This is a genomic window from Streptomyces sp. NPDC002825 (genome assembly GCF_040295385.1).
GTDB lineage: Bacteria > Actinomycetota > Actinomycetes > Streptomycetales > Streptomycetaceae > Streptomyces.
Genome location: NZ_JBEOVH010000006.1, coordinates 163,740 through 185,985, shown reverse-complemented (window position 1 = coordinate 185,985; position 22,246 = coordinate 163,740). Strand labels below are relative to the sequence as shown.

The following is a 22,246-nucleotide window of genomic DNA, read 5'->3' as shown; positions in this document are numbered from 1 at the left end:
GAACCGGCACTGGGCAGAAACGGGTACGGCCCCCGGAGGAGAACTCCGGGGGCCGCGCGCGTGGTGCCTTCGGCAGGCGGGGACCGTCAGTAGGCCGGGGCCAGCTTCGGGTTCGGGCCGTGCGCGTTCTGCTGCTGCTCGCCGTCGGTGGCGAGGAAGACGAGCAGGATGATGCCGCCGACCAGGGGAATGAAGCCGATGAGGATGAACCAGCCGGAGCGGCCGGTGTCGTGCAGGCGGCGGACGGTCACGCCCAGGTACGGCAGCAGGACGGCCAGGAAGTAGATCCCCGTCAGCGCCGGGTAGATGCCGATGACGTTGTCGACGATCGCGAGGATGAACACCGCGATGATGTTGAACAGGTAGAACATCCAGAATTCCTTGCGGCGCGCACGGCCGCTGAACACCGCGTACTTCTTGAGAACGTCGAGGTACCAGTTCACTTTGTCCCCCCAAGGACTGGGTATGCGAGCGGGAGCCTGTCCCTGTGGAGCAAGCTTTACGCAGAACTTATGTGGCTGAAACCATGTGGGTCAATTCGTTACCCGGTAGTTGCCGTTCACGCACAGAACGCGGTGAACGGCGGCACCTCCGGGAGAGGAGATGCCGCCGTTCCGGGAGAGGATCAGCGTAGGTCCGGGTCGGACGATCGCAAGGTCACGTCCTTCTCTTGCTCATGATCAGTCCGCCGGCCGTCAGGGAGAACAGGCAGACGCACGCACCGGTGATCACATTGCTGAGGATCGTGCCGGTGTCGGGGTTCCGCGCGGCCACCCACGGAGCGACGATCAGCCATGCGCCGAGCAGCAGGACGACGAAGTTCAGGTCCTGCGACCGCTCGGGGGCCATCGACATGCACAGGCCGAGGACCGCGAGGGCGATGCCGACGACCAGGTTCGTGATGGCGAGTGTCGGCATGGCGGCGGAGAAGTGAACCACCCACGGGGAGATCGCGGCGTAGACGCCGGCGAGGATCACGAGTTCTTCGACCGCCGTGACACCTCTGGTCTGGAGTACACGGGCGTAGCGCTCCCGCATTTCCGTCGCGTCCGGGTGTCCTGCGATATCACCACGACGGTGAGAGACGTCAGACATACGACCTCGCCTCCTTCTGGCGTCATGCACGTCTGACCGCACTTGCGGCAATCGCGCCGCTGCTTCATTGTGCGCTTATCTGGCCTTTATGTGTAGGTCTGTCCGGTGAGGGATGCGCACAGAAAAAGGACCGCGAATGTGCACGGATCCACCAAAGGGTGATTCCTGTTCAACAAAAATTCAATTGCAAGGAATGAGCATTCTCCGCATGGGTATGCGCTCCGCCTCCTCGGCGGCCCGTGCCGCCCCGGCGTAGCCTGGGAGTGGACTCGGGGACGGACCCTTTCCACCGCCGGGAGTGCGCGATGGCCGGCATCGTACGGAAGACCTTCGACTCAGCGGACGAGACGCGTCCCTTCGAGGACGGCAAGGGCAGGCTCGACCTGCTCGTCGGTGACGGCGGCTCGGTCGGCCGCGCCGTCTTCGAACCGGGCTGGCAGTGGTCCAAGCACGTCAAGCCCATCGCCGGTACCGACAGCTGTCAGGCCTCGCACGTCGGATACGTGGTCAGCGGTCGCATCAAGGTCGCCATGGACGACGGTCAGACGGTCGAGTTCGGCGCGGGCGACTACATGGAGGTCAAGCCCGGCCACGACGCCTGGGTGCTCGGCGACGAACCCTGCGTGACGCTCGACTGGCTCGGCTTCACGGACTACGCCCGGCCGCCGTCCTCCTGACGCCCGCGCGCCAAGACCCGCCCCGGGTGCGGGCCACCCGGGGCGGACTCGGATCATCCCGCCGCGGGCGCTGGCGCCGTCGAGTCGCCGGACGCGATGCCGAACGCCGGGCGGTCGCCTGCCGCCCGGGCGCCGCGGGTCCCGACGCCCCGGAGGCGGTGGCCACGGTCCTGAGGGGAGGCGGCGGCGGCCTTCCGGTAGACGACTGTCCCGGAAGGGCTCCGGACCATGGGCCGGAGCCCTTCCGCCCTGAGTGTTGACACGTGTAAGTAGGCAGTGTCAGGCTCCTTCTCCCGGCCCCGTGTGCCCGCGCAGAAGGAGCAGCACCCCATGAGCACCGTCGTCACCACCGACCGAGGACCCGTACGCGGCGAGCGCCGTGCGGACGGGAGCCTGCGGTTCCTGGGCATTCCGTACGCGCAGCCGCCGGTGGGCGACCTCCGGTTCGCCGCCCCGGTGCCGCCGGAGGCGTGGTCGGAGCCGCTGGACGCCACGGCGTACGGGCCGACGGCGCAGCGGCGCCCGTTCGCGGAGGTCACGACGATTCCGGAGCCCTCGATCCCGGGTGCGGGGGTGCTGAACCTGAACGTGTTCACGCCGCGGGCGGACCCGGAGGCCGCTCTGCCGGTCCTGGTGTGGATCCACGGCGGGGGTTACGTGGCGGGGTCGGCCGCCAGCCCCTGGTACGACGGTGCCGCGTTCAACCGGGACGGGGTGGTGCTGGTCTCGGTCGGCTACCGGCTCGGCATCGAGGGCTTCCTGCACCTGGAGGGCGCGCCCGACAACCGAGGGGTACGGGACTGGATCGCCGCCCTCGCATGGGTACGGGACAACATCGCGGCCTTCGGCGGCGACCCCGCCAAGGTCACCATCGCCGGCCAGTCGGCGGGCGGCGGCGCCGTGCAGACCCTCCTCGCCGTCCCGGCGGCGCAGGGGCTCTTCCGGGGCGCGCTCTCCGTCTCCGGTGCCGTGATGCGGCCCGACGGGTCCGAGGTCGCCCGCGCCGCTGCCCGGCTGTTCACTTCCCGGACCGGCGTCCCGGCCACCGTCGCCGCCCTGCGTGACCTGACCGACGACGAGCTCCTCGACCTCCAGGACCGCCTGGGCGAGCCCGGACCGGACCGCGAGGGCCTGCCGCCGATGCTGGCCCTCGCCCCCTTCGCCGACGGCGAGCTCATCCCCGTACCCGTCCTGGACGCCCTGACGACCGGCGAGGCGGGCGCCGACGTGCCGCTGATGCTCGGCTTCACCGAGGACGAGTTCTCGATGGTGCCCGCGCCCGGCCCCGAAGGCCCGCCGCTGCCCGTCGTCCTCGGCGCGCTCGGCCTGGACCCCGCCAGGGCCGAGGCCTTCACCGAGGCGTACGCGGCGGGCGGCGAGGAGCGCTTCTTCGGGCAGGCGCTGACGGACACCCTCTTCCGCGCCCCGAACCTCGCCGTCGCGGACGCCCGCGCCGCGCGGGAACGGCCCACCTGGTTCTACGAGTTCCGCTGGCGGTCGCCGGCCCTCGGCCTCGCCTTCCACTGCCTGGACCTGCCCTTCGCCTTCGACCTCCTCGACGCCGAGGGCGTCGCGGCCGTCGCCGGGGACGCGCCGCCCCGCGCGCTCGCCGACGCCATGCACCGGGCCTGGGTCGCCTTCGTCACCGACCAGGACCCGGGCGCCGACTGGCCGCGCTACACCGCGGCGGAGCGCGCCACGAGGATCTGGGACGCGGAGCCCCGGATCGCCACGGACCCCGTGCGACAGGTCCGCGCCCTCTGGCTCGACTGAGCCGGGCGGCCCGTGCGGGGGCCTGCGTGCTCTGGCTCGGCTGAGCCGATCCGGCGAGGCGGTTCGCGGCTGTCGGCGGTCGCCCCGGGACCGTGTCACACGTTCTTCATTCGCCGTGCATGGTCCCGCGGGGGCGGGTGCGCCGCTGATCGACTGGCTCCAAGGTCCGTACCAGGAAGCGCCGTTCGGATGCCGTCGCCCCCGCGCCCCGCCGCCTGCCCAAGGAGCCCCGCCATGTCCCGCCGCCGCTTCCTCGCCGGGTCGGCCGCCACGCTCGGCCTCGGGGCCCTGCCCGCCACCGGCGCGGCCGGGGGGTGGCCCGGGCGGCGGCGGAGGTCCCGGAGGACACCACCCGCCCGCCGAACCTCGTCGTCGTCCTCGCCGACGACCTCGGGTACGGGGAGCTCGGCGCGTACGGCCAGAAGCTCATCGCCCGGGAAGAACGCCGCCGGGGACGGCACCCCGATCGCCTTCGGCGGCACCACCTATCGGGCGTCCGCGTCCTCGCCTGGAGGTCACCGACGCCAACAACAAGACCTCCTTCGACCACACCTCCTGGGCCCTGGCCCGCGTCACGGTCGGATAGACCGGGGATCGCTCAGGAAGCTTCATCCCCGGTCGCGGCGGGTCTGGCCGAGCGTGTGGCCGCTGCGGGCCGAGCGGGCCCTTCGCGGGTCCGGGGTGCCGTCGCCGCCGGCCCGCTCGTCGTCCTGCTTGACGAGCAGCCAGGCCTCACGGTCGCCGTCGTCACCGGCGCGGATGCGGGTGAGCGAGTACCCGCCGTGCAGCTTGCGGCCGTCGAGCCAGAACGAGGCGTGACCCCGGTCCAGGGCCTCGCCCATCGGCACGGCGCGGTCCTGGCGGTCGGTGGAGAGGTTGCGGTACGTGCCCTCGTCCCAGACGATCACGGCCCCCGCGCCGTACTCCCCGGCCGCGATCACCCCCTCGAACTCCCGGTACTCCAGCGGATGGTCCTCGGTCGGCATCGCGAGGCGCCGGTCGTGCGGGTCGGTGGACGGGCCCTTCGGGACCGCCCAGGACTTCAGCACTCCGTCCACTTCGAGGCGGAAGTCGAAGTGCATGGCGGTCGCGTCATGGATCTGCACGACGAAGCAGGGCCGGTCGCCCGTCCTGCCGCGGCTTGCGCCCTTCGGCTCGGTCGTCCTGGAGAAGTCGCGACGACGGCGGTACGTCGCCAGCGTCTGCCGGGCGCTCATGGCCACCTCCTCGGGGTGTCGCGCCAGTGCCGGTCACGGTCCGAGCCGGCGGAGACGGTCCGCGGCCGCCCTGAGCGAGCGGGGCCGCGGGGCGGGGCTCCAGGGGTTCTCCTTGCGGAGCAGGTCCGCGTCGGCGAGGCTCCAGCGGCGGGCGCCGAGGTCCGGGTCCTCCACGTCGTCCCAGGTGAGCGGTGCCGCGACGGGCGCGCCGGGGCGGGCCCGTACCGCATAGGGCGCGACGGCGGTCTGCCCGTAGCCGTTGCGCTGGACGTCCAGGTACAGCCGCCCCGCCCTGGCCTTCTTCCGCGCCTCGGTGGTGAGCCGGTCGGGGTGACGGCCGGCGAGTACGGCGGCGACGTCCGATGCGAAGGCGCGTACGTCGTCGAAGGGCGCGCGCCGGTCGAGCGGCACGATCACGTGCAGGCCGCGCGAGCCGGTGGTCATCGCCAGGGAGGGCAGTTCCAGCTCGTCGAGCAGCCCGTGGAGCCACCGTGCGGCCTCCCGTACCCGGGAGAAGTCGTCGTCGGGCGGGTCGAGGTCGAAGACGAGACGGTCGGGGTGGTCGGGCCGGTCGGCCCTGGACAGCCACCGGTGGAGGGTCACGCAGGCCTGGTCGGCGAGGAGGACCAGGGTGGCCGTGTCCTGGCACAGGACGTACGTGACGGTGCCGCCCTCCTTGGGCAGTCCGGCGCGGTGGACCCAGTCCGGGAAGTGCTCGGGGATCTCCTTCTGCACGAAGCCCTGCCCGCCGATGCCGTCCGGGTGCCGCTCCAGCATCAGCGGCCGGCCGCGCAGCTGCGGCAGCATCCGCGGGGCCACCGTGCGGTAGTACGCGGCGAGGTCGGCCTTGGTGATGCCGTCCTCCGCGAAGAGCACCTTCTCCGGCCTGCGGACCGTGACGGAGTGCCGCCCGGCCCCGCGCTCGCCTCGTGGGGTCACACTGCGCGGCTTCCCGCTTCCGGATGCCCCATGCATGGCGCGCGGCCACCGGACCGGGGCCGCGCCCTGACGCGCACGGCCGCCGGTGCCCCGGGCCGTCGTGGCGCGCACGTCGATAGCATCGCGCCCAGCACACCGCACCCGCCACGGACGGATCGGAACGCCCATGCTGAAGGACTTCGCCGAGCTCTCCACGCCGCTGATCGCCGATGCCTGTGTACGGCTCGGGGAACCGCTGCGGGCCGCGCCCGCCGGGATCCTGCCCGTCGTCGCAGGACAGCGCGTCGCCGGCCGGGTGCTGCCGGCCCGCCACTACGGAAGCGTCGACGTCTTCCTGGAGGCCTTCGCGCAGGCCGAAGCCGGCGACGTCCTGGTCATCGACAACGCGGGCCGCCGCGACGAGGCCTGCGTCGGCGACCTCGCCGTCCTGGAGGCCGAGGCGGCGGGCGTCGCCGGGCTCGTGGTCTGGGGGCTGCACCGGGACACCCCGGACCTGGTGGAGATCGGACTGCCCGTCTTCTCGTACGGACGCCACGCGCCCGGTCCCGTGCGCGTCGACGAACGGGACCCCGACGCGCTGACCGCCGCGCGGTTCGGCGACCACGAGGTGACCGCCGCCGACGTGGTCTTCGGCGACGACGACGGCGTGGTCTTCGTGACGGCCGACCGCGCGGACGCCGTCCTGGAGACGGCACGGGGCATCTTCCGCACCGAGCGGGAGCAGGCCCGCCGGATCCGGGCGGGGGAGACCCTGCGTACGCAGACCCGGTTCGACGAGTACCTCGCGGGCCGCGCCGTGGACCCCTCGTACACCTTCCGCCGCCATCTGCGCCGGATCGGCGGCGCGATCGAGGAGTGAGGCCCCCGCTGCCGGTCAGCCCTCGAAGCCGACGGTGCCGTCCGGCAGGATCGCCTCCACGTGCGCGCCGTGCTCCACGGTCCGGCTGACCGTGCAGAACTTCTCATGCGTCAGACGCACCCCACGGGCGAACACCTCGGCCGCCTTCGGGTTGTTGTCCGGCAGGTCGAACTCGTAGCTGACCCGGATCCGGCCCACGCGGCCGTCGTCCTCGGGACCCGACACCGACTCCACCACGATCCGCAGGTCGTCGTGGTCCACGGCCCGGGCCGTCCGGTCGATGACGAGGCCGCCGCAGCCGCCCATCGCCGCGAGCAGCAACTCGACCGGGGTGAACGAGGGCTGGGCGTCCGCGTCGTCGGCGGCGGCCATCCGGACCTCCGCGCCCCGGTCGTTGCGGGCGGTCCAGTTCCGGTACCCGGTGCGGACGGTCTCGATCCGGTAGTCGGCCATGGCGGTGGGGCTCCTTCGTTCACGTGCGTGTCCTCGTACGGTACGCGTCGGGTCCGCGCGCGTCGGAATGGGCGCGGACGACCGTGCCCCAGGCCTCGGACACCGCGCCCCACACCGCGCGGAGTTCCGGCTCCGCCTCCCGCACCGACGCGACCGTGGACGCGGGGTCGATGCCCGCCGAGCGGAGGTGCCCGTCGTCGGCGGCCGCCCAGGCCGTGAGCGTGTCCGCGCCCGCCTCGGGATGGAACTGCACCGCCCACCCCACGCTCCCCGTGCGGAACGCCTGGTACGGGCAGTCGTCGCCGGACAGCAGCGGCACGGCCCCGGCCGGGAGGCGGTCCACCTCGTCCCAGTGCCACTGCGCGGCCGGGGCGCCCTCCGGAACCGCCCCGAGCACCGGATCGGCGTCGGCGGCCGGCAGTCTGCGCAGCGGTACGGCACCGACCTCGGGCCCTTGCGCCCGGCGCGCCACCGAACCGCCCAGGGCATGGGCGACGATCTGGCCGCCCAGGCATATCCCGAGCAGCGGCACCTCCCCGGCCACGGCCTCGCGGACGAGCGCACGGACCCGGGGGAGCCACGGCGCGGCCTCGTCGTCCTCGCAGTTCACGGACCCGCCGAGGACGAGGAGTCCCGCGTGGCCGCCGAGGGTCTCCGGGAGCGCCTCGCCCTTCCAGGCGCGTATGAGGTCGAGGCGGAGCCCGGTCCGTACGAGGTGCTCGCCGACCAGACCGGGACCGGCGTCCTCCTCGTGCTGCACGACGAGCACGACCGGCCCTGTCCCCTGCGTCTGAGTCGTCACGGTCGCCCCGCCTCCAGGTTCGTCCCCGCGAACGCCCGGGTGCGTTCGCCACTGCCGAGGGTCTCCGAAGAAGGGCCGGTGCGGGAGCCCTTGGGGACGGGTACGTGAGCACATCTGAGTAGCGCGGCACGGGCAGCTGAGTACGCCGACCGATCCGGCGGCCGCCGCCCGCTGATGGACTTGGTCCATGACCTTCGACGCCCGGCGCACCCGCCGCCTCCAGCACGTCACCGCCACCGGCTCGGCCCTCGCGGTGGCCCTCGGCCCGCTGGTGCTCGGCGCTCTGCTCGCCAAGTCGGTCGGCGGGGACCCGATGGCCTCGGTCAACGCCCTGATCGCGGGCGGCGGCCAGCGCGCCCGGATCTCCCGCGCCCAACTGCGCTCGGGCGCCGGGCTCCGCCCCGCGGCCCGGCCGAGGTCGGATGCGGGGCTTGGCTCCGTCGCCCGGATCCGCCCCGTCGCCCGGCTCCGCTCGGGTGCGGGGCTTCGGAGGCTCGGGTCCGGCGCGCGACCGGGTTCCTCCGGGCGACGTGCCTCAGTCGCGCGGTCTGCGCGCCAGGAGGAAGGCCTGCGGCGTCTTCTCCCCGGAGTCCGGCTCCCGTACCAGACGCGCCGACTCGACCAGCCCCGCCGCCGACAGCAGGCCCGCCAGACGGTCGGGTGACCAGCGGTACACGTCGAGGGCGACCTCGTGCCCGTACGCCCGCTCCAGGCGGACCCGCTCGTCGCCGACCTTGAAGGCGACCAGCGCGTACCCGCCGGGAGCCAGCACCCGGCGGAACTCGGCGAAGCAGGCGGCGAGTTCGTCCTCGGGCATGTGCACCGTCGAGTACCAGGAGAGGACCCCGCCGAGCGAGGCGCCGGGCAGGTCGAGCGCGGTCATCGACCCCACCTCGAAACGCAGCCCGGGGTACGTGTCCCGGGCCACCGCGATCATCCCGGGCGACAGGTCCACACCGAAGGCGTCCGCGCCGAGGTTCCGCAGGTGGGAGGTCACCCGGCCCGTACCGCACCCCAGATCGCCGATCGTGCGCGGCCCGTCCGCCGCCTCCACCTTCTCCACGAAGGCGGCGATCACCGCCCGGTCCAGCGGGGTCTGCGCCAACTGGTCGGCGAGCAGCCGCTCGTAGTCGACGGCGACGGTGTCGTACGAGCGGCGGGTGGCGGTGACGTGTGCGGCTTCGGTCATGGGAGCACCCTAGGGGCCCCTCACGAAGTCACCCCAAGCCCTCCGCCCCGAACGGCTCCCGGAGGTCCCCCGCATGCGCGATGATCGTCGCCACTGGGACTACTCGGCAGTAGACAGGCCGGGTTCATGGCGAAAGGGCACACCGAATGGCGAGGCGGCACCCCGGGCGGGACGGCGAGCAGCACACGAGCGGTACCGGGGGCGGTGACCCGGAGCGCGAGGGCGGACGCGGCATCGGGCGGCGCCGGTTCCTCGGGTACGTCCTGGCCGCGCCCACCCTCACCGTCGCCGCCCAGCTCGGCGCCGAGGCCCTCGCCCCGCGGCCGGCCGCCGCCGCGACGCCCGCGCTCATCCCCTCGCTGCCGGGACCGGCCGAACTCCTCGACCTCAACGAGCTCCTCACCCTCGCCGCGCTGCCCACCAGCAACCTCATCACCATCCGCGTCGACACCGACGGCACGGCCCACTTCGCCCTGCCCCGCGCCGAGGTCGGCCAGGGCGTCACCACCTCCAGCGCCATGATCGTCGCCGAGGAGCTCGACCTGCCCCTGGACAAGGTCAAGGTCACCCTCGCCGACGCCCGTCCCGAGCTGCTCTTCAACCAGCTCACCGGCGGCTCCAACACCACCTACTCCACCTACACCCCGATCCGGGTCGCCGCCGCCCTCGCCCGGGCCCGGCTGCTGCACGCCGCCTCCCTCGTCCTCGGCGAGGCCGTCGAGACCCTCACCACGAAGGCCGGCGCCGTCCTCTCCCCGGCCGGCGCGCTCCTCGGCTACGGCGAACTGGCCGTGCAGGCCGCCGCCCTCACCGACGCGGCGGTCGAGGTCACCCTCAAGGACCCGGACTGCTTCGGCGTCATCGGCACCGCCCAGCGCCGCCTGGACGCCCTGGAAGCGGTCACCGGACGCAAGAAGTTCGCCATGGACCTCCAGGTCCCCGACGCGCTGCCCACCATGGTCTGCCGCCCGCCCACCATCAACGGCAGGGTCCGCTCCGTCGCCAACCTCGACGAGGTCCGGGCCATGCCCGGCGTCACCGACGTCGTCACCGTCTCCACCGGCGTCGCCGTCCGCGGCCGCACCTTCGGCCAGTGCGTCGACGCCGTCCGCGCCCTCCGCGTCGACTGGGGTCCCGGCACCGCCGAAGGCGCCTCCGACGCCACCGTCCTGGAGAAGCTCCGCCGGGCCGAACTCCCGCTCGTCGTCCCGCCGCTGCCGCTCCTCACCAAGGCGGTCGACGCCCGCTTCACCTTCCACTTCGCCAGCAACGCCGCCCTGGAGACCAACTGCGCTATCGCCGACGTGCGGGAGGATTCCGCGGAGATCTGGGGCTCGCTCAAGGCCCCGATCGTCGCCCAGGAGAAGATCGCCCTCAAGCTCGGCCTGCCGCCCACCGCCGTCCGCGTCCACGTCACCGAGGGCGGCGGCTCCTTCGGCCGCAAGCTGTTCTCCGACGCCGCCCAGGAGGCCGCCGAGATCTCGAAGGCCCTCGGCAAGCCGGTGAAGCTGATGTGGCACCGTACCGACGACTTCCGGCAGGGTCGTACGCACCCGATGTCCATCTCCCGGGTCCGGGCCACGTACTCGCTCGGCGAGGTCCTCACGTACGAGCAGCGCCACACCTCCGTGGCCACCGACTTCGGGCACGGCGTCGGTGAGGTCCTCACGGCGGAGGCGGCCCGGCTGCCCGTCGCCGACGCGACCTTCTCCGAGACGATGTTCCAGCTCACCCAGATCAGCCCGTACCACCTCGGCGTCACCACCCAGCTCCTCGCCGAGACCGACAAGGGCTTCAACACGGGCTCCATGCGGAACATCTACTCGCCCAACGTCCGCTGCGCCCAGGAACTCGTCATGGACGAACTGGCCGAGCGGACGGGCCAGGACCGGTACGCGATGCGGCGCAAGCTCCTCAAGGACGCACGGGCCCGCGCCGTCCTCGACAAGGTCGCCGAGGCGGGGGAGTGGGGCCGGAGCATGCCGGCCGGCACGGGCCAGGGCATCGCGGTGCACACCGAGTACCACTCCGCCGTCGCGATCCTCGCCGAGATCGACTGCCGGCCCGAGACCACCGGACGGAAGATCCCGGGCGCCTACACCGGCCCGCGCGTGACGAAGATCGTCTGCGCCGTCGACGTCGGCCTCGCGGTCAACCCGCGCGGCCTGGAGGCCCAGATGATGGGCGGCATCGCCGACGGCATCGCCATCACCCTGACCTCCGGACTCCACCTGAGCGACGGGCACTTCCTCGAAGGCAGCTGGGACCAGTACTTCTACACCCGGCAGTGGAACACCCCGCCCGAGCTCGAGATCATCGTGATGCCCCCGAGCGGCGACGAGCCGGGCGGCGCGGGCGAGCTGGCGGTCGCCGGAGCCATGGCCGCCGTCGCCTGCGCCTACGGCCGGGCCACCGGCACGATGCCGACGGTCTTCCCCGTCAACCACGCCGAGCCGCTCGCCTTCACGCCCCTGCCGACCGTCCCGCCCGTCCCGGCCTCGCCCACCGACGGCCGCGACCGCACCATCTGAGACCTGGAGCCCCCGTGCCGCAGCACACCTTCATCCTGAACGGCAAGGCCGTCACCGCCGACGTCGAGGGCGACGTCCGGCTCCTCTGGGTCCTCCGGGACGTCCTCGGCGTCACCGGCCCCAAGTACGGCTGCGGGGTCGGCGTCTGCCGGGCCTGTACGAGCCACCTCAACGGCAAGGCGTTCACTCCGTGCGCCGTCCGCGTCGACGACGTGGCCCCGACCGACGAGATCACCACCATCGAGGGCCTGCCCGACACCGTGGACGGCGACCTCCACCCGATGCAGGAGGCCTGGCTCGACCTGGACGTCGCCCAGTGCGGCTTCTGCCAGCCGGGCCAGATCATGGCAGCCGTCGCGACCGTCCGCCGGGCGCGCGAGGCAGGGCGCGAGGTCACCGAGGCCGACCTCGACACCATCCGCAACATCTGCCGGTGCGGCACCTACCACCGCATCCGGCAGGCCGTCCTGGAGGGCGCCCGCCGGATGGCGTGAGAGCGTGAGGGACGGCGCCGTACGGCCGTGGCGCTCGCGGCGGACCAGAGCCGAACGCCACGGCCGTGCGGGGCTACGCCGACGCCCCCGTCGTCAACTTCTCCCGCACCGCGTCGAGATACTCCGCCACCGCGTCCCGGTTCCGGGTCAGGCAGCGGATGCGGTCGGTCATCCGGTCCCGCTCGTTCTCCAGGGTCGCCAGCATCTCGGGGGTCGCGTCGGGGAAGTGGATCACTCGCGGTTTGTTCAGGCACGGCAGGATCTGCTTGATGATGCGGGTCGGCAGTCCGGCGTCGAGCAGGCCCCGGATCTGCAGGACCCGGTCCACGTTCGACTCGTCGTAGACGCGGTAGCCGTTCGGCAGCCGGTCGGCGACGACGAGGCCCTGCTCCTCGTAGTAGCGCAGCAGTCTGCGCGGTGTTCCGGTGCGCTCGGACAGCTCGCCGATCCGCATGGGAAGCCCCCTCCCGGGAATCGCTTGACCTTCACATCAATGTGAGGGTTCGAGCATACGGACATGACCCACGACACGACAGTGGCGGCCGGTCCCGCTGCCTCCACACCCGCGCAACTCCCGCCCGACTCCGACCGGTTGCCCTTCCCCGCGCTCCTCGCCCTCGCCACCGCCGTCTTCGTCACCAGCCTCACCGAGACCCTCCCCGCCGGGGTCCTGCCCGGCATGAGCGCCGACCTCGGCGTCGGCGAGGCCGCCATGGGCCAGTCGGTCACCGGATACGCCCTCGGGACGGCCCTCACCGCCGTCCCCCTGGCCGCCCGCACCGCCGGCTGGCGCCGCAAGCGCCTGCTGCTCACCTCGATGGCCGGATTCGCCGGCGCCAACACCGTCACCGCGGTCTCCACCTCGTACGCCCTCACCATGGGTGCCCGGTTCCTCGCCGGGGTCGCCGCAGGCGTCGCCTGGGCCCTCCTCGCCGGGTACGCCCGGCGTATCGCCCCGGCGCACCTCCAGGGCCGTGCCGTGGCCGTCGCGATGACCGGCATCCCGCTCGCGCTCTCCCTCGGCGTCCCGGCCGGTACCTTCCTCGGCGAGGCCGTCGGCTGGCGGGCCGCCTTCACCGCCATGACGGTGATCGCCGTCGCCCTGCTCGGCTGGATCGCCCTCGCCGTCCCCGACCTCCCGGGCGAACCGCACGGCGGGCGCGCCCCGGTCGCCCGCACCCTGAAGGTTCCCGGCGTGCTCCCGGTCCTGGCGGTCACCTTCACCCTCGTCCTGGCCCACACCGTCCTCTACGCGTACGTCGCCGCCTACCTGGACCACCTCGGACTCGGCGGCTCCACCGGCCTCGTCCTGCTGGTCTTCGGCGCCGCCTCGCTCGCCGGGATCTGGTTCACGGGCCGTCACATCGACCGCAGGCTCCGGGCCCTGACCCTCGCCGGAACGATCCTGTTCGCGGTCGCCGCGGCCGCGTTCGCCGTCCCGGCGGCGAGCACGGCCCTGGTCCTCGTGGCCGCCGCGCTCTGGGGCCTCGGCTGGGGCGGCGCGCCCACCCTCCTGCAGACGGCCGTCGCCGAGGCGGGCGGGGACGACGCGGACACCGCGCAGACGATGCTGGTCGGTCTCTGGAACGCGGCCATGGCGGCGGGCGGTGTCGCCGGCGGCCTCCTCCTCGACCGCCTCGGCGCCGGCGCCCTGCCCTGGAGCGTCCTGGTCCTGCTCGTCCCGGTGGTCGCGGTGGTGACCGGCGCCCGCGCCCACGGCTTCCCGGCCCGTCGTTGACGAGGACCGTACGTACACGAAGGCCCCCCACCGCGAGGGTGGAGGGCCTTCGTACGTCCAGCGCAGGATCAGACGGCCGGCGGCACCCGCGACGGGCGGCCCGAGCCGCGCGTCAGGACGTAGCCGCCGATGCCCGCGAGCGCGGCCAGGACGCCGCCCACCAGGGTCCAGATCCAGCGGTCCGACCACCAGCCGGAGGACCAGCCGTCCTCCGGGGCCGCCGCCTCGACGGCGGTCTTCCGGCCGGCGTCCTCGTCCGCCTTCGCCTGGTCGGCGGTGGTCGCCCCCGGCACGAGCGGCGCGGCGAGCGAGCCGTCCGTGGCGTAGGCTCCGCCCTCGTCGAGGACGTCGGCACCGATCCGCGCGGTGAACGGCTGACCGAGGTCCTCGTCCGGCAGGTCGGTGACGGTCAGCCGGACGTAGTAGCTGCCGGGCAGCGGGTCGTTCGCCCAGGCGTCGGCCGAGGCCCGTACCGGGCGCAGCACACAGGCCAGCTCCACGGTCGCGGCCTCCTTGGCCGCCCTACGGGACTGCATCCCGTACATGCACGGCTGACGCCGCCGCAGCCCGTCGTACACGTCGATCCGCCACGTGGCGGGCCCGTGCCGCAGGGCCGCGTCGGGCAGCGTGACCGTCGCCTTCACGGTCGGCCGCTCACCGGTGTCCGCGGGGAAGACCCAGTACAGGTAGTCGCCCGCGGCGGCCTGCGCCGTGGCCTGCTGTCCCGGCAGGAACCGGGCGGCGGTACGGAAGGTGGTGCCGGCCTCCGTGGGCCCGGCCTCCTCGGAGGGGGACGCCGAGGCGCTGGGCGTGTCGGCCAGGGCGGCCGGAGCCGCGAGGCCGAGCAGGGCGGCGCCCGCGAGCGCGGCCGTGGCGAGCATGCGTACGGTACGCATCAGTTGGTCCTCCAGACAGCGACGCGCCAGCGGGACAGCCAGCCCCAGAGCAGACCGGCGAGGAAGCCGGCGAGCACCAGCACGCCGAGCAGCCACCAGCCGCGGCCGAGACCGAACGAGGCGACGTCCGAGGCGCCGGCGGGGCCGTCGACGACGTCCACCGTCAGCTCGACCGGCATGCCCGGGGTCGTCTTGACCGACGGGGGAGCGGAGAAGGAGTTGCTGACCTGCAGACAGACCGTCTCCGCCGCCGGCTTGGCGTCGCCGGGAGCGTCGTCCGCCTCCGCCTTCGGGTAGCGAAGGCCGGTGGAGATGACGTCCGTGCGCCCGTCGCCCGCCTCGGAGCCGCGGACGATCTCCCGGCCGTGGAGGGTGACGGCGCGCAGCAGCACCCCGTAGTCGTTGTTGACGGCCCGGTCGGCCGACACGCTGACGGAGGCGCGGAGTTCCTGGCCGGGCAGCAGGTCCACCCGGTACCAGCGGTGCTCGCCGAAGGACTCGCGGTCCGTGTAGAGGCCGGGCTTCAGCTGCGGGGCCTTCTCGCACTGCGCCGCGCCCTCGGTGGCCACGGGGGTCACGACCGGGTCGGCCGCGCGGTCGACCAACTGCTTCACGCGCCGCGAGAGTTCCTCGGTGCGGTGGACCGAGGTGTACGTGCCTCCGGTGGCCTCCGCGATACAGGTGAGCTGCTGCCGGGTCTTGGCGTCCGGCACCAGGCCCAGGGTGTCGATGACGAGGTGGATGCCCTTCGCCGCGATCTCGCGGGCCACCTGGCACGGGTCGAGCGGGGCGCAGGTGTCCTCGCCGTCCGTGATGAGCACGATCCGCTTGGTCGCCCCGTCCTCGCCGAGGTCGTCGGCGGCGCCGAGCAGCGCCGGGCCGATCGGCGTCCAGCCGGTGGGGGCGAGGGTGGCGACCGCGGTCTTGGCCTCGGTGCGGTCGAGCGGCCCGACCGGGTACAGCGAGCGGGTGTCCTTGCAGCCGCGCTTGCGGTCGTTGCCGGGGTAGTCGGCGCCGAGGGTGCGGATGCCGAGCCGCACCTCCTCGGGCACCGCGTCGAGGACCTCGTTGAAGGCCTGCTTGGCAGCGGACATACGGGACTTGCCGTCGATGTCCTTGGCCCGCATGGAGCCGCTGACGTCGAGGACCAGCTCGACCTTGGGGGATTCCTTCGCCGCCGGCTCGTCGGCGGCCGCGCCCGTCGGCAGGAGCGCGACGCTCAGGGCGGCGAGCAGCGCGCAGGCCCCGGTCGCCAGCCGTTTTCTCGTGATCATCGCCGGATCGTATTGATGATCGTGCGACAAACCAAAACGGGGGTGGGCCTACGCCCCCTGGCTGTTGAGGAAGCCGATGAGGCACGCGCCCCACCAGCCGGTCTGGCTGACGGTCGCGGCGAGGCCCGAGCGGACGAGCAGCCGGCGCGGGACGGGGCCGGTGCGATGGGTCTCCAGGAGCTGGCCGAGACGGTGCGCCCAGAGGCCGTTGAGGGTGACGGCGACGACGAGTCCCAGCTTGACGAGGGTCAGCGGGGAGTGGAGGTCGGGGCGGAGGAAGAGCCCGGAGACGACGAGCCCGCCGAGACCGGCCCAGATCGGGGTCTGGAGCGCGACGGCCGTGTCGAGGACGCCGGTCAGCGGCCGCTTCCCGGTCAGCCAGAGGACGGCGAACCAGTCGACGGCGAGCACCGCGCCGAGTCCGACGACGAGGAACGCGACGTGGCAGAAGCGGGCGACGGTGAGCAGGGAGGCGTCCGCGTGGACGTGTCCGGCGGTCCAGCAGGCTGCCGCGATACCGGCGGTGGCGACGAGCCCGAGGGCGGTGAGGAGCCAGGAAGGGGTGAGCTCCTGCGCGGTTCTGGACATGCGTTGATCTTCCGGACGTATGGACGGCATAAATTAGGTAAGGCGAAGCTAAGTTCCCACCCGTGTGCACGTCAAGCCGGTGTGGTCCACGTCCCAGCCCGTGAAAGTGCTGGTCACCCGACGTCGGCAGAAGCAGCCATCACCCCAGCCGGCCCACGCCGGGCCGTGGTGGGCCCGGGCGAGTGGGTGCCGTGGCGGATGGGCCCGGCCGCACCTCACAGCCGGTAGGCGAAGCGGAGCGCGCCGCCTTCCTCGCGGTAGAGCCCGCGGCCTCGCTCGCTGAACGGGTTCGGCAGCATGCGTACGTGCCGGTGCTCCGCGTCCAGTACCCAGGTGACCACCAGGATCCGCCAGCGGTCACTGCCGGCGTACTTCTGCGCCGCCCGCACCTCGGTTTCGCCCAGCTCGATCTGTCCGCCGGGCCCCTGGGTGGCCTTGACCTCGTACAGCCGCGGGCTCTTGCCGGAGCCGACCGCGAAGTCGTAGCCGAGGCTGTCGTCTCCGGCGGGCCCGGGGAACATGTGGGTCCGGTTGCCGGAGACCCAGCTGGTCTCGTCGGTCGCCCGGTCCTGTTCGCGGAGCCACTGGTACGCGTACCACTCGCCCACGAAGCCGATCGCCGAGCGCTGGGCCGAGGACAGCCCGCGGTCCCCGTCGGCGCGCACGCCCGACCGTCCGCCCGAGGGGCCGCCTGCCTTTCGGGGTGCGATCGGCTTCAGTTCGGCCCAGCGCCTCCGGGCACTGCCGCTGAGGGGCGGAGGAGCGGATTCCAGGGCGCGGCGCAGCTCCGAGGCCAGCTCGGTGAAGTCGCCGGACTCGATGTCGAAGTCCCGTTCGCCGAGGGACACGATCCGCCTGCGCCTGGCCCGTTCGGCACGGGCCTGCGCCGCGGCGTCCCGTACGCGGTCCAGCTCGGCGGGAGTGAGCCCGTGCGCCTGGGGCTCCGACGAGGCGGCCATGCCCGCCGGCCACTGCCCCAGGGCCGCGAGCCAGCCGACGACGTCGTCGGCCGAGAGCTCGCGGAAGTCGAGCGCGCCCGCCTCGTCCAGGAGGGCGGTGATCTCCTCCGCGGCAGCCGCCTTCGCCAGCGCCGCGGGCAGCAGCCGGCCCGCGGCCTTGACCAAGGCGACCAGGTCGGGTGCCGTCCTGGCTATGACGGCCTGGTTGTGGCTGCGCAACCGGTCCATGGCGCCGAGCCGTTCGCCCTTGGTCGGGGCAGGCGCCCCCAGACGGGCGGTGAGTGCCTGTTCGACGAGGGCCCGCAGCAGGCCGTCGCCGGCGGTGTCGACGGTGAGCGCCCACTCTTCCGGAGCCGTGATCCATTTCAGGGAGCGGGTGGCCGGCCAGTCGGCAATGGGAGTGCGGGCATCGAACTCCTCCCGGTGGGCCCAGCGCAGCCGGTCGATGAGGACATCGTGGCCGAAATCCACGTGGCGGCGTACGGCCTCCTCGTGGGCCTCGGCGTGGTTGATCGGGCGGTATCGGGGCGCGAGCCCTGCCAGGGTCCGGTTCAGGTCCGCGAAGTCGACCTCGGCACGGGCCCGGAGGTCGTCGATGTCCCGCGCGTCGCGCGCGGCCTCGATGAGCTGCGCGGCGGGCAGCGGAAGCGAGCCCGCGTACGGTTCGAGCCGGGCGAGGAACTCCCGGGCGTCGGCCGGAGCCGGGTCCGTCAGCTCCCTGACCCGGTCGACGCCGAGGGCGTGTACGAGGAAGGGGTGGCAGCGCTCCAGCACTCCCGCGAGGGACCCGTCGAGGCGGTGCGCCGTCTCCCTGAGCTGGTGGACGGAGAGATCGAGCACCGCTGCGAGCTGCCGCTCGGTCGGCCCTTCGAGAGGAGCGTGCCCGCGCTCCAGTTCGCGGGCGGCGAGCTTGAGCGGGACGGTGTAGTCCGGACGGTCCAGGACCTGGCTGACCGCGTAGCCGATCCGGGCCACGAAGTCCCAGGAAAGGGGCAGGTCCGGAGCGAGGACCAGCGGGTGGGAGGGGTCGGGCAGCGGGAGCATGCCGTCCTGCCGTTCCGGGAGTTCCACGGCGGCCCCGTCGAGGGTGATCTTCAGCGAGACGTAGCGCTGGATGCGGACGCGGCGGACGGCTGCGACGAATTCGGTGAGTTCGGCGTCGGTCGGGCGGCCGCCCCTGGGCGGATGGTCGGCCAGGGCTCCCAGGGCGAGGGGAAGCCACGGCAGCTCGTCGACGAGCGGCGTTCCGAGCCCTTCGGTGGTGCCGGAGGCTCCGACGACGGTGGTGCCGGAGGCGCCGACGATCTCGACCGCCAGATCGGCGTCGTCGGCGTGGCGTATCGCTTCCGGGCAGCGGTGGCGCAGGACACGGGCGACTTCGGCCGCCGCCCCGGGCACCACGAGCAGCGGAAGCTTGAGCTCCCTGGCCAGGCGTGCCTTCAGATGGTCCCGGTCCCCGGTGACGTACAGCCGTACGGAGCCCTCGAGGAGGGTCGCGAAGTCGACGGAGATGAGCTGCTTGCCCCGCTCGGCGAGCAGAGCCGAGCCGATGAGCGGCTCGATCGAGGCCTTCTGCGCGGCCAGGTTCTGCCAGGCGCGCTCGTTCGCCCGCTGAAGGGCGGGCCGGTCCCCGTCGTCCACGGCATCCGACGTCACCAGCTCGCCCAGGGTGGCGATGAGGCGGGCGCTGTCCCTGGGGTCGCCCCAGGTCGGCAGCCCGGCATCGCGCAGCCTCCGCAGGGTCTGATCGTCCTCCAGGAGGGGGCGGAGCTGCCGCAGGACGGTCGGGGCGAAGGACGGCTCCTGCTCCAAGGTCGCGGGGGCATGCCACGCTTCGTCCGGACGGACGAAGCGGACGGAGCCGCGGCCTCCTCGCACCGGGAGCCAGCGCCGGCCGCGGACGAAGGCGGACAGGGGGGTCGGGACGCGTTGCAGATCCTGGTTGCCCGTCCGGTCCCGGTTCCAGACACTGGTGAGGCGGGATTCGTTCCACCGGCCCAGGCCGTGCAGGACGAGCCGCGCATAGGCGATCCGGCCCGGTTCGCTCAGCCGCTCGGCGACGTCCTGGCCCGGCAGCCGGAACGCCTGGGTGCCGACGTACGGGGTGTACGGAAAGGCGGCTCGGCTCCGCGCGCGGTCGATGAACGGCCGCCACTGGTCGGCGACCTCGTCGGACACCTTCGCCATGTCGATCAGGTGGGTCGTGGTGAGAGCGACACCCTCGGCTTGCGTCTCCGCGCCGGGTGACACCACGGGGGGCAGTCCGTCGGTGACGCCGAGAGCGCTGAGGAAGTCCCGCCACTCCTCCCGTGTCTCGCCCCGCTTCAGGAAGTCCTCGGGTGGCGCCACGAGCCGCTCCGCCATGACGCGGAGGTCGGCCGAGGAGTGCCGCCCCTCGGCCACGACGGAGGCGAGTTCGTCACCGTGGGTCCCGGTCCATCCCGCCCCGAAAGCGGCGTCGGCCGCTTTGATCGCGGGACCCTCGGCGGAGGGGACATGGAGCCCCAGCGGACGCAGCGGCAGAGACTGCGTGGGCTGCCTCGACCGATGGAGGCGGAACACGAAGCGGAGGGCCTGCTCGCGCAACCGCGGCGAGTTGCTCTCGGCGAGAGCACGTCGGACGTGGTCGAGCAGGCCGGCGGTGTCGAAACGCCGGACGAGCCTGAAGCGCTCCAGGAAGAGCCGGGCTTCCTGGCGTCGTACGTGGCCTTCCTCCTCCACCCAGTTCAGTCCCGGGTGCAGATAGAACATGCGCTTCTTCAAGGCGTCGGGCACGGCCAGGCCCTCGCCGCCCGCCGTCTCGCCGCGCGCCGGCTGGAAGAAGGCCTCCCGCCCGGCCGGCGTGCGCCGCGAGCCGGCCGCGGTGACCGTGGCGGGGCCGCCGTTGGCAGGCCGGAGCCTTCCGTCGTCGGCCAGCAACAGCTTCCTGCCCTGCAGTACTCCGCCCTCGTCCTTGAACAGCAGGGCCAGATCGGCGTACACGCCGTTCCAGTCGTCGACGGGAGCATCGGGAAGGGGCAGCGGCAGGGCGCCCACGATCCGCTCGACGTGGTCCGCCCGCTGCCGCGCCGGGGGCTCCAAGGGGCACTTGAGCGCCTCGCACAACCGGGCGAGACGCCTCAGCGGCTTTGCCCCGACGGCCGGATCGGCCACGGCGAGGCCCACGGCCTCGGCCGCCTCGGCGGTGAGCACCGACAGCTCGAGATCGGGCCAGAGCACGCAGTCGCGCGGTGTGCCCCAGGAAGCGTGTGGAGCCTCCCGGTTCAGCAGCGGTACGACGGGAACGTCCGCGAACTCGGCGCCGTGCACCCGGTGCGCGGCTTCGCGCAGCAGGTGGTGGGAACGCGGCTCGTGCTCCCAGGTCACGAGATCGACCGCGGGCCTGCGGTCGTCGGGCCGGCCTCGCTCCCGCAGGGCGGCGGCCGCCGCCAGGCAGGTCTCGGCCGCCGCCGCGAACAGCATGCTGTTCAGCGGGTGCTCCCGGTCGAGGGCCGTCCGGTCCACCTTGGTGAAGAACGGGGCGTTGAGGTGCCCGTGCAGGGGCGCGGCGGCGTCCTCGCCCAGGGGGAGGAAGGTGTAGATCCGGCCACCCCGCAGCGACTCGGTGCCGTCGAGGGGCAACGCCACCTCGACGACGGCCGGTTCCTTCCAGTCGGCCCACGAGTCGTCCAGCTGTCCGAGCTCGGTCGCCGCCTCGATCGTGTCGCGCAGGCGTTCCACCGGGACACGGCCTCTGGCCACGAGGTACGCACCCAGGGGCCCGAGTTCGACACGTGCCAGGGAGACGGCCGGGACGGTCGGGACGGCCGGGACGGCCGGGACGGTCGGCGACGCGGCGTCGCCGTGCATGCCGAGTCCCCGGGATCGGATCCCGCCGGACTCCAAGGGGGCTTCCTGCCGGATGAGTTCCGTACGCCGGGGGCTTTCGCCGCCCCGTCGCTCGATCACCAGTCGGTCGAGCCGGTCCAGGAACAGCATCACCGGGGCTTTCAGCGCGCCGAGTTCGTCGAGGCGGCGGACGGCCGCGCGACGGGAGGCCTCGTTGCGCAGGGGGATCCTGATGACCGTCACATGACCGTCTGCTGCCAGCTCCTTGCAGGTCGCGGGCACGTCCGAGAGGGGGAAGGGGACCTGGAAGGGCGGCAGTTCCTCCTCCGCCCTGCGTACGAGGTCCTCGTCGCGGAGCAGTACCCGCAGGTCGTCCCGTACCGCGAACCGGAAGCAGTAGCCGTCCAGCACCGCCGGGCCCTCTCCGGCCGTGCCGGCGCTGTAGACCTCCGGGGCGTCGGTGATCTCCAGGATGCTGCGGAAGCCGACTCCCTTGTTCCCGATGCCCTCGCCCACGGTCTTCTCACTCCGGGCGAGCTTGCAGACGGCCTGGATGCTGGCCCAGGTGAAGGGCGTGCCGCCGTTGGCCACGTAGAGCGTGCCGTGCGTCCCCTCGTCCTCGTCGAGCAGGACGTGCACGCTTCCGTCGTTCCGGTTACCGCGGTGGGCGTCGTGGCCGTTCTGGAGCAGTTCCAGGAGGAAGCGGCCGGCGTAGTCGCGGGCGTTGCTGTGCGAGGCCGCGCGCAGCTGCTGGGCCGGTTGCCACACCTGAGTGGACTGCCACTCCTTGAGCACGGTCTGCGCGTAGTCCCACAGCTCGCGCGCCCACGTACCGCCGGGGCCGTTCTCGTACGTCGTGCCGGCCATGTCCCCCTGCTCCCACGATGATCTCAGGCAGACCGTAACGCGGGGGTCGCCGACGGCGCAGGGCTGT

Annotated in this window: 18 protein-coding genes; 6 read left to right on the top strand and 12 right to left on the bottom strand. The window is 73.1% G+C overall.

The annotated features are described in order from the left end of the window. Nucleotides 1-86: 86 nt before the first annotated feature. On the bottom strand, nt 87-443 hold the full coding sequence (locus tag ABT041_RS10865; RefSeq protein ID WP_351182434.1) for a DUF805 domain-containing protein: 357 nt from the start codon (nt 441-443) through the stop codon (nt 87-89). Nucleotides 444-657: 214 nt separating this feature from the next. Beyond that, on the bottom strand, nt 658-1,095 hold the full coding sequence (locus ABT041_RS10860; RefSeq protein ID WP_351182431.1) for an SPW repeat protein: 438 nt from the start codon (nt 1,093-1,095) through the stop codon (nt 658-660). A gap of 305 nt (nt 1,096-1,400) precedes the next feature. Here ABT041_RS10860 and ABT041_RS10855 point away from each other — a divergent pair, with 305 nt between their 5' ends. Further along, entirely contained in the window at nt 1,401-1,772 is a 372-nt protein-coding gene (locus ABT041_RS10855; protein WP_351182428.1) for a cupin domain-containing protein, read from the top strand. A 330-nt stretch (nt 1,773-2,102) separates the two neighbouring features. Further along, nucleotides 2,103-3,545, top strand: coding sequence for a carboxylesterase/lipase family protein (locus ABT041_RS10850; RefSeq protein WP_351182425.1), 1,443 nt, complete (start codon nt 2,103-2,105; stop codon nt 3,543-3,545). Between the two features lie 608 nt (nt 3,546-4,153). Here the strand turns inward: ABT041_RS10850 and ABT041_RS10845 are convergent. Then, on the bottom strand, nt 4,154-4,762 hold the full coding sequence (locus ABT041_RS10845; RefSeq protein ID WP_351182422.1) for a DNA polymerase ligase N-terminal domain-containing protein: 609 nt from the start codon (nt 4,760-4,762) through the stop codon (nt 4,154-4,156). A gap of 33 nt (nt 4,763-4,795) precedes the next feature. Then, a complete protein-coding gene (ligD, locus tag ABT041_RS10840; RefSeq protein ID WP_351182741.1) occupies nt 4,796-5,737 on the bottom strand; it encodes a non-homologous end-joining DNA ligase in 942 nt (313 codons plus the stop codon). A gap of 130 nt (nt 5,738-5,867) precedes the next feature. On the opposite strand from ligD, the gene ABT041_RS10835 reads away from it, so the two are divergent. Continuing rightward, nucleotides 5,868-6,560, top strand: a complete 693-nt coding sequence (locus tag ABT041_RS10835; protein WP_351182419.1) for an RraA family protein — start codon at nt 5,868-5,870, stop codon at nt 6,558-6,560. A 15-nt stretch (nt 6,561-6,575) separates the two neighbouring features. On the opposite strand, the gene ABT041_RS10830 is transcribed toward ABT041_RS10835, so the two are convergent. From ABT041_RS10830 to ABT041_RS10820, 3 genes are all read right to left on the bottom strand, one after another. Then, nucleotides 6,576-7,013 (bottom strand): OsmC family protein, encoded by a 438-nt coding sequence (locus tag ABT041_RS10830; RefSeq protein ID WP_351182416.1) that lies wholly within the window; start codon nt 7,011-7,013, stop codon nt 6,576-6,578. A gap of 19 nt (nt 7,014-7,032) precedes the next feature. Continuing rightward, on the bottom strand, nt 7,033-7,815 hold the full coding sequence (locus tag ABT041_RS10825) for a type 1 glutamine amidotransferase (RefSeq protein WP_351182413.1): 783 nt from the start codon (nt 7,813-7,815) through the stop codon (nt 7,033-7,035). Nucleotides 7,816-8,350: 535 nt separating this feature from the next. Next, entirely contained in the window at nt 8,351-9,004 is a 654-nt protein-coding gene (locus ABT041_RS10820) for a class I SAM-dependent DNA methyltransferase (RefSeq protein WP_351182410.1), read from the bottom strand. Between the two features lie 146 nt (nt 9,005-9,150). On the opposite strand from ABT041_RS10820, the gene ABT041_RS10815 reads away from it, so the two are divergent. Further along, complete coding sequence (locus ABT041_RS10815; RefSeq protein WP_351182407.1) at nt 9,151-11,535, top strand: molybdopterin cofactor-binding domain-containing protein; 2,385 nt, start codon at nt 9,151-9,153, stop codon at nt 11,533-11,535. Nucleotides 11,536-11,549: 14 nt separating this feature from the next. After that, nucleotides 11,550-12,029 (top strand): (2Fe-2S)-binding protein, encoded by a 480-nt coding sequence (locus ABT041_RS10810; RefSeq protein WP_351182404.1) that lies wholly within the window; start codon nt 11,550-11,552, stop codon nt 12,027-12,029. 73 nt (nt 12,030-12,102) lie between these two features. Here the strand turns inward: ABT041_RS10810 and ABT041_RS10805 are convergent, their stop codons facing one another. Further along, complete coding sequence (locus ABT041_RS10805) at nt 12,103-12,483, bottom strand: MerR family transcriptional regulator (RefSeq protein WP_351182401.1); 381 nt, start codon at nt 12,481-12,483, stop codon at nt 12,103-12,105. Nucleotides 12,484-12,546: 63 nt separating this feature from the next. Between ABT041_RS10805 and ABT041_RS10800 the strand changes: the two genes are divergently transcribed. After that, nucleotides 12,547-13,767 carry an MFS transporter gene (locus ABT041_RS10800; protein WP_351182398.1) on the top strand — a complete coding sequence of 407 codons (1,221 nt, stop codon included), beginning with the start codon at nt 12,547-12,549 and terminating at the stop codon, nt 13,765-13,767. Nucleotides 13,768-13,835: 68 nt separating this feature from the next. On the opposite strand, the gene ABT041_RS10795 is transcribed toward ABT041_RS10800, so the two are convergent. From ABT041_RS10795 to ABT041_RS10780, 4 genes are all read right to left on the bottom strand, one after another. Further along, entirely contained in the window at nt 13,836-14,663 is an 828-nt protein-coding gene (locus ABT041_RS10795) for a hypothetical protein (RefSeq protein WP_351182395.1), read from the bottom strand. Further along, nucleotides 14,663-15,937 (bottom strand): VWA domain-containing protein, encoded by a 1,275-nt coding sequence (locus ABT041_RS10790; RefSeq protein ID WP_351182393.1) that lies wholly within the window; start codon nt 15,935-15,937, stop codon nt 14,663-14,665. The genes ABT041_RS10795 and ABT041_RS10790 overlap by 1 nt, the downstream gene beginning before the upstream one ends. A gap of 48 nt (nt 15,938-15,985) precedes the next feature. Beyond that, nucleotides 15,986-16,525, bottom strand: coding sequence for a hypothetical protein (locus tag ABT041_RS10785; RefSeq protein ID WP_351182390.1), 540 nt, complete (start codon nt 16,523-16,525; stop codon nt 15,986-15,988). Nucleotides 16,526-16,740: 215 nt separating this feature from the next. Continuing rightward, nucleotides 16,741-22,179: a sacsin N-terminal ATP-binding-like domain-containing protein gene (locus tag ABT041_RS10780; RefSeq protein WP_351182387.1), complete on the bottom strand. Its 5,439-nt coding sequence runs from the start codon at nt 22,177-22,179 to the stop codon at nt 16,741-16,743. Nucleotides 22,180-22,246: the final 67 nt, after the last annotated feature.